This window comes from Salmonella sp. JXY0409-18, assembly GCF_020268625.1.
Lineage (GTDB): Bacteria > Pseudomonadota > Gammaproteobacteria > Enterobacterales > Enterobacteriaceae > Salmonella > Salmonella enterica.
The window spans coordinates 3,212,700-3,226,894 of the sequence record NZ_CP084216.1; the positions used below are offsets into that span (position 1 = coordinate 3,212,700).

At 54.2% G+C, this 14,195-nt stretch carries 13 protein-coding genes; 7 read left to right on the forward strand and 6 right to left on the reverse strand.

The window, feature by feature from the left end; genetic code table 11:
* Positions 1-7 precede the first annotated feature (7 nt).
* From citF to rnk, 6 genes are all read left to right on the forward strand, one after another.
* On the forward strand, positions 8-1,537 hold the full coding sequence (citF, locus tag LDB27_RS15785) for a citrate lyase subunit alpha (RefSeq protein ID WP_000192323.1): 1,530 nt from the start codon (positions 8-10) through the stop codon (positions 1,535-1,537).
* A 3-nt stretch (positions 1,538-1,540) separates the two neighbouring features.
* Positions 1,541-2,092 (forward strand): citrate lyase holo-[acyl-carrier protein] synthase, encoded by a 552-nt coding sequence (gene citX, locus LDB27_RS15790; protein ID WP_001238277.1) that lies wholly within the window; start codon positions 1,541-1,543, stop codon positions 2,090-2,092.
* Entirely contained in the window at positions 2,064-2,960 is an 897-nt protein-coding gene (gene citG / locus LDB27_RS15795) for a triphosphoribosyl-dephospho-CoA synthase CitG (RefSeq protein ID WP_000982652.1), read from the forward strand. The genes citX and citG overlap by 29 nt, the downstream gene beginning before the upstream one ends.
* A gap of 37 nt (positions 2,961-2,997) precedes the next feature.
* Positions 2,998-4,461 (forward strand): citrate/succinate antiporter CitT, encoded by a 1,464-nt coding sequence (gene citT, locus LDB27_RS15800; protein WP_000059039.1) that lies wholly within the window; start codon positions 2,998-3,000, stop codon positions 4,459-4,461.
* A 109-nt stretch (positions 4,462-4,570) separates the two neighbouring features.
* Positions 4,571-5,377, forward strand: a complete 807-nt coding sequence (gene rna, locus LDB27_RS15805) for a ribonuclease I (RefSeq protein WP_001092582.1) — start codon at positions 4,571-4,573, stop codon at positions 5,375-5,377.
* Between the two features lie 234 nt (positions 5,378-5,611).
* A complete protein-coding gene (gene rnk / locus LDB27_RS15810; RefSeq protein ID WP_000089748.1) occupies positions 5,612-6,022 on the forward strand; it encodes a nucleoside diphosphate kinase regulator in 411 nt (136 codons plus the stop codon).
* Positions 6,023-6,104: 82 nt separating this feature from the next.
* On the opposite strand, the gene LDB27_RS15815 is transcribed toward rnk, so the two are convergent.
* The gene (locus LDB27_RS15815) at positions 6,105-7,343 is read right to left on the reverse strand and encodes a zinc-dependent alcohol dehydrogenase (RefSeq protein WP_000646115.1); all 1,239 of its coding nucleotides are present in this window, start codon (positions 7,341-7,343) and stop codon (positions 6,105-6,107) included.
* A 221-nt stretch (positions 7,344-7,564) separates the two neighbouring features.
* Between LDB27_RS15815 and uspG the strand changes: the two genes are divergently transcribed.
* Complete coding sequence (gene uspG / locus LDB27_RS15820) at positions 7,565-7,993, forward strand: universal stress protein UspG (RefSeq protein ID WP_000278499.1); 429 nt, start codon at positions 7,565-7,567, stop codon at positions 7,991-7,993.
* Between the two features lie 67 nt (positions 7,994-8,060).
* Here uspG and LDB27_RS15825 read toward each other — a convergent pair whose 3' ends face one another.
* The 5 genes from LDB27_RS15825 to ahpF form a co-directional block, all read right to left on the reverse strand.
* A complete protein-coding gene (locus LDB27_RS15825) occupies positions 8,061-8,828 on the reverse strand; it encodes a dimethyl sulfoxide reductase anchor subunit family protein (RefSeq protein ID WP_000417109.1) in 768 nt (255 codons plus the stop codon).
* On the reverse strand, positions 8,828-9,385 hold the full coding sequence (locus tag LDB27_RS15830; RefSeq protein WP_001250386.1) for a 4Fe-4S dicluster domain-containing protein: 558 nt from the start codon (positions 9,383-9,385) through the stop codon (positions 8,828-8,830). Before LDB27_RS15830 ends, LDB27_RS15825 begins: the two co-directional genes overlap by 1 nt.
* Positions 9,382-11,661, reverse strand: a complete 2,280-nt coding sequence (locus LDB27_RS15835) for a molybdopterin-dependent oxidoreductase (RefSeq protein ID WP_225519870.1) — start codon at positions 11,659-11,661, stop codon at positions 9,382-9,384. Before LDB27_RS15835 ends, LDB27_RS15830 begins: the two co-directional genes overlap by 4 nt.
* Positions 11,654-12,214 (reverse strand): molecular chaperone, encoded by a 561-nt coding sequence (locus tag LDB27_RS15840; protein WP_000377437.1) that lies wholly within the window; start codon positions 12,212-12,214, stop codon positions 11,654-11,656. The genes LDB27_RS15835 and LDB27_RS15840 overlap by 8 nt, the downstream gene beginning before the upstream one ends.
* Positions 12,215-12,546: 332 nt before the next feature.
* A complete protein-coding gene (gene ahpF, locus LDB27_RS15845) occupies positions 12,547-14,112 on the reverse strand; it encodes an alkyl hydroperoxide reductase subunit F (protein ID WP_000887644.1) in 1,566 nt (521 codons plus the stop codon).
* Between the last annotated feature and the right edge of the window lie 83 nt (positions 14,113-14,195).

Genomic DNA, 14,195 nt, shown 5'->3' on the forward strand with positions numbered 1-14,195 from the left:
CAAAACAATGACGCAGAAAAATGAATCTCAACGCCAGGATCGCGTAGCAGCCTGGAGCCGCCACGCTGAAAGCGAACTGAGCGCTTACCAAAGTGCGGCAAAATTGGATCTACAAGCGCAAAAACCGCGCGACCACAAACTGTGCGCCAGCCTGGAAGAGGCCATCCGCCGTTCCGGTTTACGCGACGGCATGACGCTCTCTTTTCACCACGCGTTTCGCGGCGGCGATCTGACGATTAACCTGGTGATGGAAACCATCGCGAAGATGGGCTTCAAAAACCTGACCCTGGCCTCCAGTTCGCTAAGCGACTGCCATGCGCCGCTGGTTGAACACATTCGTAACGGGGTGGTCAGTCGCATCTATACGTCAGGCTTGCGCGGCCCGCTGGCGGAAGAAATTTCTCGCGGCCTGCTGGCTGAGCCGGTTCAGATTCACTCCCACGGCGGTCGTGTACATCTGGTACAAAGCGGCGAACTCAATATTGATGTTGCGTTTCTTGGCGTGCCCTCCTGCGATGAATTCGGTAATGCTAACGGTTATACCGGCAAGGCCTGCTGCGGTTCACTGGGCTACGCGATGGTGGATGCCGACAGCGCGAAACAGGTCGTAATGCTGACGGAGCAACTGCTGCCGTATCCGCATAACCCGGCAAGCATCGCTCAGGATCAGGTTGATCTGATCGTGCAAATCGAAGAAGTCGGTGATGCAAACAAAATCGGCGCTGGCGCGACCCGCATGACCACTAATCCGCGTGAACTGCTGATCGCCCGCAGCGCGGCGGAAGTCATTGCTCACTCCGGCTACTTCAACGAAGGTTTCTCCCTACAAACCGGCACCGGCGGCGCATCGCTGGCGGTCACCCGCTTCCTGGAAGACAAAATGCGTAGCCGCAACATTGTGGCTAATTTCGCGCTGGGCGGAATCACCGCCACCATGGTCGACCTGCATGAAAAGGGTTTAATCCGCAAACTGCTTGACGTGCAGAGCTTCGATCGCAACGCTGCGCAATCTTTGGCCCGCAACCCGAACCATATCGAAATCAGCGCTAACCAGTACGCCAACTGGGGCTCTAAAGGCGCTTCCGTCGACCGTCTGGACGTGGTGGTACTGAGCGCGCTGGAAGTTGACACCCACTTTAATGTTAACGTGCTGACCGGCTCCGACGGCGTTCTACGCGGCGCGTCCGGCGGTCACTGCGATACCGCCGTCGCGGCGGCGCTGTCCATCATCGTCGCGCCGCTGGTGCGCGGTCGCATCCCAACGCTGGTTGATAACGTCACCACCTGCGTCACACCAGGCTCCAGCGTTGACATTCTGGTCACCGATCACGGTATCGCCGTCAATCCGGCGCGTCCGGAGCTGGCTGAACGCCTGAAAGCAGCGGGAATGAAAGTGGTATCGATTGAGTGGCTGCGCGAACGCGCGCAACTGCTTACCGGTCAGCCCCGCCCTATCGAATTCACTGACCGCGTGATTGCTGTCGTGCGTTATCGCGACGGTTCAGTGATCGATGTGGTGCATCAGGTGAAGGAATAAGCCATGCGCCTGCTTCCGGAACTCGCCACCTGTCACGACGTTTCTATTCCTGAGCTGCTCGCCAGCCGGGATGAGAGACAAGCAAGACAGCGCGCCTGGCTAACGCGCCACGCCACTCCGCTGGTCTCCTTTACCGTGGTGGCGCCAGGCCCGATGAAAGACAGCGCGTTAACCCGCCGGATCTTTAATCACGGCGTGGCTGCCCTGCACACGCTGGCAGAAGAGTATGGCTGGACTATCCGGGAGCAGGCTGCACTGGTTTCCGCCAGCGGGCCGGAAGGGCTGCTGGCGATTGACGCGCCCGCTCAGGCGCTCAAACAGGCGACCATCGCGCTTGAACAGCGTTATCCACTGGGGCGCCTGTGGGATATCGATGTCCTGACGGCGGAAGGCGAAATACTCTCCCGCCGCCATTTCGCGCTTCCCGCCCGCCGCTGTCTGCTGTGCGGGCAAAGCGCGGCTGAATGCGCGCGGGGTAAAACCCACGCGCTGACTGATTTACTGACTCATATGGAGGCGCTGCTGCATGATGCCGATTCCCGCCAACCCGACTAACGCCTCCATTCAGCCTCAGTCGCTGTATGACGCCTGGGCCGATTTGGCCTGGCGCGCCATGCTGACCGAGGTAAATTTATCGCCAAAACCCGGTCTGGTAGACCGACTAAACTGCGGCGCGCACAAAGATATGGCGCTGGCGGATTTTCACCGCAGCGCGGAGGCGATTCGACACTGGCTGCCGCGCTTTATGGAATATGGCGCCAGCTGCACGCGCCTGCCGCCAGAGTCGGTTCTGGCGGGCCTGCGTCCATTGGGGATGGCCTGTGAAGCAGCGATGTTTCGCGCAACGGCGGGCGTCAATACCCATAAAGGCAGCATTTTCTCGCTGGGGTTACTGTGCGCCGCCATTGGCCGCCTGTATCAGCTACGCCAGCCGATCGCCGCAGAAACACTCTGCGCTACCGCCGCCGATTTTTGCCGCGGCCTGACCACGCGCGAACTGCGCCAGAACAACCTACAGCTCACCGCAGGTCAGCGGTTGTATCAGCAACTGGGATTAACCGGCGCGCGCGGCGAAGCGGAAGCAGGCTATCCGCTGGTCATCCGCCACGCGTTGCCGCACTACCGCGCATTGCTGGCGCAGGGGCGCGATCCCGAACTGGCGCTGCTTGATACCTTACTGCTGCTGATGTCGCTTAACGGCGATACCAACGTCGCGTCGCGCGGCGGGGCGGACGGTCTGCGCTGGTTACAGCAGCAGGCGGCTTTCTTATTACATCAGGGCGGCATACGGACGCCTGACGATCTCGTTTATCTCCACCGGTTCGATCAGCAATGCATTGAACGCAATCTCAGCCCAGGCGGTAGCGCCGATCTGCTGATCGTGACCTGGTTTTTAGCGCAAATTTCGCAAGTTAATCATTAACACAATTATAGAAAATATCCTTTCCGGAGAGTCATTTATGTCTTTATCCAAAGATAATATATGGAAGTTGTTGGCCCCATTAGTGGTGATGGGCGTCATGTTGCTAATTCCTGTTCCAGATGGTATGCCGCCGCAGGCCTGGCACTATTTTGCGGTTTTCGTCGCGATGATTGTCGGTATGATCCTGGAGCCGATCCCGGCGACAGCGATCAGTTTTATCGCCGTAACCATTTGCGTTATCGGCAGCAATTACCTGCTATTTGACGCTTCAGAACTGGCCGATCCGGCGTTTAACGCCAGTAAACAGGCGCTGAAATGGGGGCTTGCCGGTTTCTCCAGCACCACGGTCTGGCTGGTTTTCGGCGCGTTTATTTTCGCGCTGGGCTACGAAGTGACCGGGCTGGGGCGCCGCATTGCGCTGTTTTTGGTAAAATTCATGGGTAAACGCACGCTGACGCTCGGCTATGCGATTGTCATTATCGATATTTTGCTGGCGCCATTTACTCCCTCCAATACGGCTCGTACCGGCGGGACTGTCTTCCCGGTCATCAAGAACCTGCCGCCGCTGTTTAAATCGTTTCCAAACGATCCTTCCGCACGCCGCATCGGCGGTTATTTGATGTGGATGATGGTGATCAGTACCAGCCTGAGCTCTTCGATGTTTGTCACTGGCGCGGCGCCAAACGTGTTAGGTCTGGAGTTCGTCAGCAAGATCGCCGGCGTCCAGATTAGCTGGCTGCAGTGGTTTCTCAGCTTTCTGCCGGTAGGGATTATTTTACTGATCGTTGCGCCATGGCTCTCCTATGTGCTTTATAAACCCGAAGTGACCCACAGTGCGGAAGTCGCAGCCTGGGCTGGCGGCGAGTTAAAAAACATGGGGCGTCTGTCCCGCAAAGAGTGGACGCTGATTGGCCTGGTGCTGCTTAGCTTAGGATTGTGGGTTTTTGGTGGAAAAATCATCAACGCCACTGCCGTGGGTCTGCTGGCCGTCTCGCTGATGCTGGCGCTGCATGTTGTGCCGTGGAAAGACATTACGCGCTACAACAGCGCCTGGAACACCCTGGTGAACCTCGCTACGCTGGTGGTCATGGCCAATGGCTTAACCCGCTCCGGCTTTATTGACTGGTTCGCCAATACCATGAGTACGCATCTGGAAGGTTTCTCGCCGGATGCAACCGTCATTGTATTGGTACTGGTGTTCTATTTCGCGCACTACCTGTTCGCCAGCCTTTCCGCTCACACCGCGACCATGCTGCCGGTCATTCTGGCGGTGGGTAAAGGCATTCCGGGCGTTCCGATGGAACAACTGTGTATTCTGCTGGTGCTGTCTATCGGTATCATGGGCTGTCTGACGCCGTATGCCACCGGCCCTGGTGTGATTATCTACGGCTGCGGTTACGTGAAATCCAAAGACTACTGGCGGCTTGGCGCAATCTTTGGCGTTATCTATATCGCGATGCTGTTGCTGGTGGGCTGGCCGATTCTGGCAATGTGGAATTAAACATTACGCCAACGTAGGTTAAAAATGATGCCGTTCAGGTTCACCTGAGCGGCATTTTTTATGATTAAATGGGTAACATTCATAATGTGTATAAATTATCGAATTCATCATGAACACAATATGGCATTACAGCCCGCTGCTGGCTGCCCTCTTAACCCCGATTTTTGCCGCCAACGCCGACGAACTTCAGGCGCAACAGTACGGTGATTTCACTGACTATGTGCTGGCGCTTTCCTGGCAAACCGGTTTTTGTCAAAGCCAGCATGAACGCCGCCATCGGGAACCCGATGAGTGCCGTCTGCAAAAAGAGCCAGCCAACAAAACAGACTTTCTGACCGTCCACGGCTTGTGGCCTGGATTACCCAAATCTATCGCCGCACGCGGTGTTGACCAGCGACGCTGGCAGCGCTTTGGTTGTGCGACTCGGCCAATCCCGAATCTGCCTGAAGTCAAGGCCAGCCGGAAATGCTCCGCCCCCGCCCCTGGACTTTCGCCTGACATCGCGGCAGCGCTTAAGGAAGTGATGCCCGGCGCGGGGGGGAATTCCTGTCTGGAGCGCTACGAATATGCCAAACATGGCGCCTGTTTCGGGTTTGATCCCAATGCCTATTTCGGCACCATGATACGGCTGGATAAGGCGATAAAAGACAGCGCGCTGGGGCAGTTTCTGGCGGATAATTACGGCAAAACCGTTAGCCGCGCTGAGTTTGATAGCGTCGTCGCACAAATGTGGGGCCAGGATAATGTCAAAGCCGTTAAAGTAAACTGCCATGGCAATCCCGCCTATTTAACAGAGATTCAGTTTTCACTAAAGGCGTCGATGATTAACGCGCCGCTCTCCTCTGCCTCATTTCAGCCGCAGCCGCATCCCGGCAACTGCGGGAAACAGTTTATTATCGATAAAGCCGGTTATTGACGAAGCAGAGGTTTAAAACCGTAGCCACATTTGAGAACACGCCCGAATGTAGACTAAAATTCACTCAAGGCTATGACGTTTGAGGATTTACCCGAATGTGAACTAAATCACTTCAAAGACGGGGGAAGTCTCAGTATCATCATGAGAGTTAAACCCTCGCCGCCAGACGGTGAGGGTTTTCTTTTGGGACCATTTACCTGCACTACTCGCAGTATCGATGACATGGAGTAAGAAATGTCCAGACCCACTATTATCATTAACGACCTTGACGCCGAACGTATTGATCGTCTTCTGGAACAGCCTGCGTATGCGGATCTGCCGATTGCCGACGCGCTCAACGCCGAACTGGATCGCGCGCAAATGTGTTCGCCACAAGAGATGCCGAACGATGTCGTCACCATGAACAGCCGCGTTAAATTCCGCAATTTGAGCGATGGTGAAACACGCGTGCGGACGCTGGTGTACCCCGCCAATATGACGGACAGCAGTACCCAGCTTTCGGTAATGGCGCCCGTCGGCGCGGCGTTGCTGGGACTGCGCGTCGGCGACACCATTCACTGGGAACTGCCGGGCGGCGCCTCCACCCATCTCGAAGTGCTGGAACTCGAATATCAGCCTGAAGCCGCGGGCGACTTCCTGCGTTAAACCATCTGCATAAGCGTTAATGCGTTTACACAGAGGATGCCTGTGCATCCTCTTTCCGTTAGCCCTTTCATTTCTGCCTGTTTCAGACAACGCCGCCTGGCATCGGGTTGATTACTCCCGTCGCCTGTTTCTGCGCCGCTTGTGCCGACGTCGCTCCCGGCACCAGGATAACCTTCCGGCACTCTTCTTCGCGTTTTTCGAAAATTTCGTAGCCGCGCGCCGCCTCTTCAAACGGCATATAGTGCGTGACAATCTCCTCCGGCTTCAGCAACCCTTTTTCAATAAGCGGTAATAATTCCCCCAGCCACGCGTGAACATGGGTTTGACCCATTTTAAAAGTTAGCCCCTTATCAAAGGCGTCGCCGAATAAAAAGCCGTGAATAAAACCGGCATACACGCCGGGTACGCTGACCACGCCGCCGCGTCTGACCGCCGCGATACATTGTCGCAGCGCTTTGCCGCTACTGCCTTCCAGTTTAAGGTTCGTCAGCACCGTCTCCGTCAAACTGCCTTTCGCTTCAAAGCCTACGGCATCAATTACCGCGTCCACGCCGCGGTGGCCTGCCGTCTGCTCGATGATTTTTTCCGCCGGATCGTTCTCATCATCGAAGTTGATCGGTATCGCGCCATAACGTTCTTCGGCGAAACGCAAGCGCCAGGCGTGGTGATCAACGACGAAGATCTGCTCCGCGCCCAGCAGTCGCGCACAGGCGATAGTCAGTAATCCTACCGGCCCTGCGCCAAAAACCGCCACGCTGGAACCTTGCTGAATCTGGGCATTTTTTGCCGCCTGCCAGGCGGTAGGCAAAATATCAGAAAGAAACAGCGCCTTATCGTCAGATAACAGCGGCGGCACCTTAAATGGACCGACATTACCTTTTGGCACGCGAACATATTCGGCCTGTCCGCCGGGAACGCCGCCATACAGATGGCTATACCCAAACAGCGCCGCCGGTGGCGGGATCTGTTTTTTATTCATCGCCGCGCCGTGTCCGTCGTTAGTGTTTTCACACGCTGAATATTGCTGTAGCCGACAGAAAAAGCAGTCACCACAGGCAATGACAAACGGGATAACGACCCGATCCCCTTTCCGAATATTCTTTACATCATGTCCGGTTTCCACCACCTCGCCCATAAACTCATGGCCGAAAATATCGCCATGTTTTACCTGTGGGATCTTGCCGCGATAGAGATGCAAATCAGATCCGCAAATCGCGGTGGCGGTAACACGCAAAATGATATCGTCAGGCTGCTCAATGCCGGGATCGGGTACGTTTTCAACCTTTACGTGATGTGGACCGTGATACGTCAATGCTTTCATGCAGCCTCCGGGGTAACGGTGAATGTTGCGTTCGACTATAAAAGGGTAGCTATCCCGGAGAGACTGCCGGCAAAACAGGCGGCTTTAGGATTTTTCCTGGAAAATACACGATTTTTTAGCGCCAGGTTGTCGCAATATTTAAAATTGCCAGACAAATAGCAGAAAGAAACATTATTATATGCTTGAATAAATTCAGTATTGATTAACAGGGAGTAACGGGTATGTATAAGACAATCATTATGCCGGTTGATGTTTTTGAAATGGAACTTAGCGATAAAGCTATTCGCCACGCTGAGTTTCTGGCGCAACAGGATGGCGTCATTCATCTGTTGCATGTACTGCCTGGGTCCGCGAGCATGAGTCTGCACCGCTTTGCCGCCGACGTGCGTCGCTTTGAAGAACATTTACAGCATGAGGCGGAAACGCGTCTGCAAACGATGGTGGGACACTTCAGTATCGATCCTTCACGAATTAAAACACATGTTCGCTTTGGTAGCGTGCGCGATGTCGTCAATGAGATGGGCGAAGAACTGGATGCGGATGTCGTGGTAATCGGTTCGCGTAATCCGTCCATCACGACACACCTGTTGGGGTCTAACGCCTCAAGCGTGGTGCGCCATGCGACGCTGCCGGTATTGGTTGTGCGTTAACTCTGGTGGCTAAAAACTGACACGCCCTGCCAGGTCGCGCCTGGCAGGGCTTTTTATTGCATCATCGTTAGTACAAATGCCCGATATTCACAATAGTACTCACCGTGTCGCCAAAAAAGACCAGCCGACTCAGAAATACGCCGACGAATAACAAGACGAACAGGAGTTTCGGGCGCGAATCACCGTGACGGCTGGCGACAAAAGCGAGCGCAAGGCAGACCAGGCTTGCCAGATAAAACGGTGAAGCCAGCCATGAATGCGCCGTCATCTGCATGACCGTTCCCCCGCTTAACCACACCAGCGGCGCCGCGATAAGTACCGCGATACACACCACAATTCCCTGGCGTAACGCAGGAACGGCAGGCCTGAGTTTTAACAGCGGAATCGCCGCGCAACCCATGACCCATACCGTAATAAAAAATAACAGCATGGTAAATCCATTAGCGATAGCCACCATCGCTGGCGCGGCGTAGGTCATCCCCTGCACCGCCACCAGTAACACGCCGAACACGGAGGCGATAAGAGTCATCGCTTTATGTCCCTTTGCCAGGAACGTTACGCCGACCGTTGCGCCAAACAACGTAGCACCAAGGATTTCCCGACTTAACCAGGCATGTCGCAGGTTAATCAGCGCATTATAAGCGCGATCGGGATGCGCCAGATGCAGAATCGCGGCAATAGACGCCAGTGCCAGCACCAGCCCAGTGACCAACCAATAGAAACGCTGGCCTTCCACTTCACCACGCAGCGTACGCCATGTCAGTACCAAAGCCATCCCGACAGACATCTGGCTTAATACCGTAAAAAACACCAGCGGCAGTTCATATTTTTCCATTACTTGTCCTCCAGCTGCTTAGGCTGGCGCGCCAGAATAAAGCGCGTTCCTGGATTGAGCTGTGGCATATGCGGGAACCCTGGCGGATACTGCACCGCATTATCGGGCACAGGATCGACATCCAAATCGATAATCGACAAGGCGCCCACCGGACAGGCGTTCACGCACGCCGGGTTCATACCGATATCAAGACGCTCGTAGCACATACTGCATTTTTCCGCTTTACGCGTCTCTTCATTAAAACGCGGCGCGCCATAAGGACAGTTACGAATACAGTTTTTACAGCCGATGCAGCGCTCAGGGTTATGCACCACCACGCCATCTTCACGTTTGGTATAGGCTTCGACCGGACAGGCGGCGACACAGGCCGGATGTTCGCAGTGGTTACAGGCCAGCGAGTAAAACGCCCGCTCTTCATGTGGATAGATGTCTTTATCCAACGGATAAACGTAGCGCCAGAAGCGATCCGGCTCCAGTTGGTTAAAGCTTTTACACGCCATAGCACAGCCGCGGCAGCCGATGCACTTATCGCTATTCACTAAAAACGCACGTCTCATGCTACGGACTCCCCTTTACCGATCAATACAACGTCAGCAAACTGACTGTGGATAGCGGCGCCCGGCGCGCCAGTTTTCATCAGCCCCATATCAGCAGGCGTATCAGCCACGACGTTTTGCACGTTGTACTGCCGTTTCGGGAACCAGGCTTCATACATCACCAGAAAATCTTCCGGCACGTTGGTGGTGACTTTTGCCCGCAGCTCAACTTCACCGGTGCCATTGAAAACTTTGACCAGATCGTTCTCGCTGATGCCTTTTTTCTGTGCGGAAGAAGGATGGATATAAACGAACGGTTCCGGGTAGAACACCTGCATCCAGTCCAGGTTGATAAACTGCGAGTGCAGGCCAAACTGCACGTGCGGCGTAAACAGATGGAACGGCAGTTTGCTCTCGGCTTCCGGTTTGTATTCCGGCAGCGCGGTGTGGCCGTTTTTCTCCGCCAGTTCAGATTTAAATTCATACTTGCCTGACGGCGTTTTGAACTTGCGGTCATACCAGGCGGCAGAGCTTGGCAGGATCGCTTTTTTCGGCCCGTCCAGCAGATCGTCCCAGGAAGAGATGCCGAACATTTTCGCCATACCGTCGTTGAACTCCTGATCCAGCCAGCGCTTATGATCGAACTCTTGCGGGAAAGTACAGGAACCCGGCGCCATCTTATTAATGGCGCGCGACAGCATGGTAGCGATTTCAAGGTCGCATTTTGCTTCATACATCGGCTTAATCGTCGGCTGATTAATGGAAAGCCAGTAGTGCCAGTAAGAAGCATCCACGTTCCACTCTTCAAACGCGGTGGTAACGGGCAGCACGATATCAGCGTGTTGCACCGTTTCGTTGAAGAACTGATCGGCGCAGACCACCATTTCCAGTTTTTCAAACGCTTTTTTCATCTTGCTGCGATCGAAATCCTGGGCAAACGGGTTTTTACAGGCGACCCACAGCATACGAACCGGCGGATCGTTGGCCTCCAGAATCCCCTGCGCCGTTTGGTTGATATTCAGAGAGCGATCGGAGTACTGCACGGCGTCGCTGCCAGCGGCAGCCCCGAATTCACTGGTGGTGCCCGCCGCTCCCGGTATACCAATAGCGCCCTCCGGCGGCTTCTGCAGCATGGCGCTGTAGTTAAAGCCCCAGGTGTGCAGATGACCATAACGCGCGCCGCCGCCTTCGACACCGATGTTGCCGGACATAGCGACAAAGGCATCGATAGCGCGAACGTTGGCACCGCCGTTGACATGACGCTGCATCCCGTAACCAATCCAGACCGTGGCCGGCTTAACCGCCGTAAACTCTTCCGCCAGCTGGCGAATGACATCCGCAGACAGGCCGCAGATTTCTGATGCCCACTCCACGGTCACATGGTTACGCAGATAGGCTTCAAATTCCGGATAGCCGTGAGCATCGTTGTTGACAAAATCTTGATCCACCAGGCCTTTATCCACCAGGTGGCGCGCCATTCCCAGCGCCAGCGCGCCGTCTGAGCCAGGCCGTACGCGCAGGTAGAGATCGGCTTTGGCGGCAGTCTGCGACAGCAGCGGGTCGATAACCACGACCTTCGCCCCTTTCTCGCGCGCCTGATAGATGTACTTCATGCTGTGCATTGAGCACCAGGCAGGGTTCGCGCCCCAGATAATGATGTATTTCGCTTTCGCCATATCTTCCGGGTCGTTACACCACATGTCGCCCATGTCGTAGTTTTGCGCGTCGATACCGGCAGGCCAGCACGGCGTACCGGCGAAACGGGTGGTGTAGCCAAGCGAGGACATCATCCCTTCAACGGCATAGTTCAGCACGCCAAACTTACCGGAATATTTGGTCAGCGCCAGACCGAGCATAGAACCGTCTTTTTTCTTAATCTCCAGCATTTTGGCGGCAATGCGCTGCATCGCCTCTTCCCATGAGATGCGACGCCAGTTGCCGCTACCGCGAACGTCCTGCGCCATGGGATATTTAATACGATCGGGGCTATAAACCCGGCGCGGATAGCTTAACCCTTTGACGCAAGGGGTACCGTGAGTAAATGTTGATTCCGGCGCGCCTTCCACGAAAGTAATGACCCCGTCCTTTACCCATGTCTTGAGGCTACAGGTGTCATAGCAGTTACGCGGACACGCGTTACGATAAATTTTGTACGTTTTAGGGTTAAAGGGAACAGGCGGCTGCGCAAGCGCGCATCGGGAGGTCAGTAATCCTCCGGGTAAAGCCGCAACGGCGCCCAGTGCCACTATCCCCTTTAAAAAAGAACGTCTGTTCAGATGTCCTGTCTCATTACTCATATTGATACTCTCGTTTTAATTCATCAAGCCAATAAAATAAGATGTCCGCCACCGTATATAACGTGGTCGTTTGCGCATGAGTTTTTATTTTTTCGATATATAATGGCACCCACTTTGTTAAATAGTTATTGATATATTGAGTGAGAGTAGTTCGGTATTGTGACGTTTGCCGGATATTAGCCAGTAATAGTGTGGTCAATTCCAGCACGCAGGAAATATGATCGTCAGGGATATTGCTCTCCTGATTAACCGATAATCCCAACGCTGCCATAAAATCCCGTATCTCCAGCGTCGCCTTTCCCATCACCAGCGCATCGTCCTCCAGATACACTGAAGCGAAAGGCGCAGCCAGCAGCTTGCCAGGACCGACGAATAGCGCATTAAAGTCATACTCCGCCTCCAGCCACGCCCGATCGGTAAGGTTTACCGCAGCAGTGGGATTTAATCTCACGTAGGCAGATTTCAGTGAACGACTATCATGAGAATTAAAAAAATCACGCAATGTAAGCCCTGTTTTTTCTAATTCCGTCAGTGATTCATAGATTGAATCCATGAATAAATAACCTCACATACAAATGCAATATAAATCAAGAAAAAAGAATGGGCATGTTAACGGAAGCGCTTAATCTTTCTTTGATAAAAAAACAGAAAAATTCCCGTTAAATCCGTAGAAGAGGTTTTTATTGTTTCAAAGTTTAAAAACAGAAGACCGTTGAAATAAAAAACCGTCTGTTATTAACAGACGGTTTCAGAGTATTGATAATGAAGAATGTGTTTTAGCTGGCGGCGAGCCCCAGGCATAAACAGCGCAGGCCCGAATAGCTTACACTATCGGGCCATTTACGATGGCCAGTTAACTGACCTTGCAGGTGTGCTTACTTCTTTTTATGCGATTTTGGTGCGAATCAGATAATCAAAGGCGCTCAACGAGGCTTTCGCCCCTTCGCCTGTGGCGATGATAATCTGTTTGTAAGGAACGGTGGTACAATCGCCTGCGGCGAAGACGCCCTTAACACTGGTTTCACATTTGGCGTCAATAATGATCTCGCCCATGCGGTTACGCTCAAGCGCGCCTTCCAGCCAGTGGGTATTCGGCAACAGACCAATCTGCACAAAAATCCCTGCCAGCGCGACGCTATGAATATCGCCGCTGACACGGTCACGATACTCCAGCCCCACCACTTTCGAACCGTCGCCCTTCACTTCTGTCGTTTGCGCATTCAAAATGATATCGACATTTTTCAGGCTACGCACTTTGTCCTGTAGCACCTGATCCGCCTTCATCTCCGGCGCGAACTCCAGCAACGTAACGTGTTCTACAATACCTGCCAGATCGATAGCCGCCTCAACGCCGGAGTTGCCGCCGCCGATGACCGCCACACGCTTCCCTTTAAATAACGGACCGTCGCAGTGCGGACAATAGGTGACGCCTTTGGTGCGATACTGATCCTCGCCCGGCACATTCATATTGCGCCATTTTGCGCCGGTGGCGATGATGATACTGCGCGCTTTCAAGACTGCGCCGGACGCCGTTTCAATCTGATGCAGGCCACCTTCTGTCGCGGCCGGAACCAGTTTACTTGCGCTCTGGCTGTCGATAACGTCAACGTCGTAATCGCTGACATGCGCTTTCAGCGCGCCCGCCAGTTTCTGGCCTTCGGTTTTCGGCACCGAGATATAGTTTTCGATATCCACGGTATCCAGCACCTGACCGCCGAAGCGCTCGCCCATCAGACCGGTACGGATACCTTTGCGCGCCGAGTAGACCGCCGCCGCCGCGCCCGCCGGGCCGGAGCCGACAATCAGCACGTCATACGCATCGCGTTTGTTCAGCGCTTCCGCCGCACGTTTTTCTGCGCCAGTATCTACTTTAGCGACAATCTCGGTCAGAGTCATACGTCCCTGGCCGAACTCTTTACCGTTGACAAACACCGCCGGAACGCCCATCACGTTACGTTCGGTAATTTCGTTCTGGAAGGTGCCGCCATCAATTGCCGTATGTTTAATACGCGGGTTCAGCACCGCCATCAGGTTCAGCGCCTGCACTACATCCGGGCAGTTATGGCAGGAGAGTGAATAATAAGTTTCGAATTCAAAATCGCCGTCAATATCGCGAATCTGCTCCAGCAGCGACTGCGCTTCTTTTGACGGATGACCGCCGGTCCACAGCAGCGCCAAAACCAGCGAGGTAAATTCGTGGCCCAGCGGAGAACCGGCAAAGCGCGGCCCCTGCTGAGAACCTGGATTCGTAATCAGGAAAGACGGCTTGCGCACCGGCAGAGTATTGTCTTCTTTAAATGTGACTTTGTCGGACAGCTCGGCGATTTCAGCCAGCAGTTCCTTGATTTCCGCCGATTTAGCGCTGTCATCCAGCGTGGCAATCAGCTCAACAGGTTTGGTCAGTTTCTCAAGGTAAGCCCTGAGCTGGGTTTTCATATTTGTGTCGAGCATTCTTCTTCCCTCTCTGAAAACATCATCATGCAAGCCGACTTCGCGGGACTGCATTAATACAACTTGCGTCATGGTGCTGAAAT

Bases quoted from the DNA above. Each gene is read 5' to 3' on its own strand.
- rnk (WP_000089748.1), top strand. From the start codon at position 5,612: ATGTCCAGACCCACTATTATCATTAACGACCTTGACGCCGAACGTATT.
- citG (WP_000982652.1), top strand. From the start codon at position 2,064: ATGATGCCGATTCCCGCCAACCCGACTAACGCCTCCATTCAGCCTCAG.
- LDB27_RS15825 (WP_000417109.1), bottom strand. From the start codon at position 8,828: ATGGAAAAATATGAACTGCCGCTGGTGTTTTTTACGGTATTAAGCCAG.
- rna (WP_001092582.1), top strand. From the start codon at position 4,571: ATGAACACAATATGGCATTACAGCCCGCTGCTGGCTGCCCTCTTAACC.
- uspG (WP_000278499.1), top strand. From the start codon at position 7,565: ATGTATAAGACAATCATTATGCCGGTTGATGTTTTTGAAATGGAACTT.
- LDB27_RS15835 (WP_225519870.1), bottom strand. From the start codon at position 11,661: ATGAGTAATGAGACAGGACATCTGAACAGACGTTCTTTTTTAAAGGGG.
- LDB27_RS15830 (WP_001250386.1), bottom strand. From the start codon at position 9,385: ATGAGACGTGCGTTTTTAGTGAATAGCGATAAGTGCATCGGCTGCCGC.
- citX (WP_001238277.1), top strand. From the start codon at position 1,541: ATGCGCCTGCTTCCGGAACTCGCCACCTGTCACGACGTTTCTATTCCT.
- ahpF (WP_000887644.1), bottom strand. From the start codon at position 14,112: ATGCTCGACACAAATATGAAAACCCAGCTCAGGGCTTACCTTGAGAAA.
- citT (WP_000059039.1), top strand. From the start codon at position 2,998: ATGTCTTTATCCAAAGATAATATATGGAAGTTGTTGGCCCCATTAGTG.
- LDB27_RS15840 (WP_000377437.1), bottom strand. From the start codon at position 12,214: ATGGATTCAATCTATGAATCACTGACGGAATTAGAAAAAACAGGGCTT.
- LDB27_RS15815 (WP_000646115.1), bottom strand. From the start codon at position 7,343: ATGAAAGCATTGACGTATCACGGTCCACATCACGTAAAGGTTGAAAAC.
- citF (WP_000192323.1), top strand. From the start codon at position 8: ATGACGCAGAAAAATGAATCTCAACGCCAGGATCGCGTAGCAGCCTGG.